Genomic DNA, 1,094 nt, shown 5'->3' on the forward strand with positions numbered 1-1,094 from the left:
GGTAGCTTCAATTGGTGTAAAGAGCAATTGTTGAGATGAACGTTGAACCGCCGTATACGAGACCCGTACGTACGGTGGTGTGAGAGGCGCACTGGCAATCATTCGATTGTCAGCCGTCTACTCGATTACCTAACGTTTTTCTTGCCACACTTGATTTATCTCGCTTAATATTCCGTCTATTTTTTTGTAAGTCAACAAATTATCTCGTAATATTTTTTCCGTTAGTCCAACATAATGTTCTTCAGAGCCAGGTGGTTTAACTTTTAAAATTGGTTCAAATTCTGGATATAAGAATGATAAAATTCCGTGAGTGTAACAGTCTCTGTCGACAATATAATTATCAAAAAGTATACTAAACTTATTTCGTTTTTCTGCACTATCCAATTCCGAAAATTGCTCAAATTCCGAATCAGTTTTTATTATACAACTAAATACATTTCTTAATTGTCCGAAAGTCAAGTCCTTTTTAAAGTTATATTCTTTTAAGTTTTTACATTTTTTATTTCGTTCAGTCAATTTCTCCAACTCATTGACTGCCAGATAGAGCAAAATTGTCCGTTTTAGCTTGTCGTAAATTAATTCCGCTAACCTGTTTAGTTTTCCAATACTGTAGGTTAAGCGATTGAATTTTTTATAAATATCGTCAGTAAACATTTTTTCGTCAAAGGGTAGAACTGGTTTTCTTCCGTCGTTTCCTTTTTCCAGTTTTACTATAGTTGGTGCAATGTGAATATCCACTAATTGTTCTCCAGAATACAAAGTTTTCGGAAGTGAAATTTCTGCTGTTAAATCCTTTTTATTTAAATCAATTTTAAATGGTCGTTCGATGTTCATTTAATGTTAGGTAACGTTGTTGTGTATGGTTAGTTGCGTGGTTTAAGCGTTAAAGTTAGCAAATAAAAACCGAATAGAAAATCCGCGAGGATTTTCGTAAGTAGGCGATAACCAAGCAATTAACTATACACGGCTTAAGTTAGCATTTCAATAAAAACACTAAATTAAGACATATAAATAAGAAGGAACAAAAGGGAGGAATAAGGTTATTATACACGCGGAGACTATGATCTCGTCAACATTGAAAACCCCCTCTCTTT

At 33.9% G+C, this 1,094-nt stretch carries 1 protein-coding gene; it reads right to left on the reverse strand.

Annotation, left to right across the window (positions count from 1 at the left end; translation table 11 throughout):
• Positions 1 to 129 precede the first annotated feature (129 nt).
• Positions 130 to 834, reverse strand: coding sequence for a hypothetical protein (locus ES677_RS15130; RefSeq protein ID WP_148381727.1), 705 nt, complete (start codon positions 832 to 834; stop codon positions 130 to 132).
• Between the last annotated feature and the right edge of the window lie 260 nt (positions 835 to 1,094).

The organism is Bizionia gelidisalsuginis (genome assembly GCF_008086185.1).
Classification (GTDB): domain Bacteria; phylum Bacteroidota; class Bacteroidia; order Flavobacteriales; family Flavobacteriaceae; genus Bizionia; species Bizionia saleffrena.

Bases quoted from the DNA above. Each gene is read 5' to 3' on its own strand.
- ES677_RS15130 (WP_148381727.1), bottom strand. From the start codon at position 834: ATGAACATCGAACGACCATTTAAAATTGATTTAAATAAAAAGGATTTA.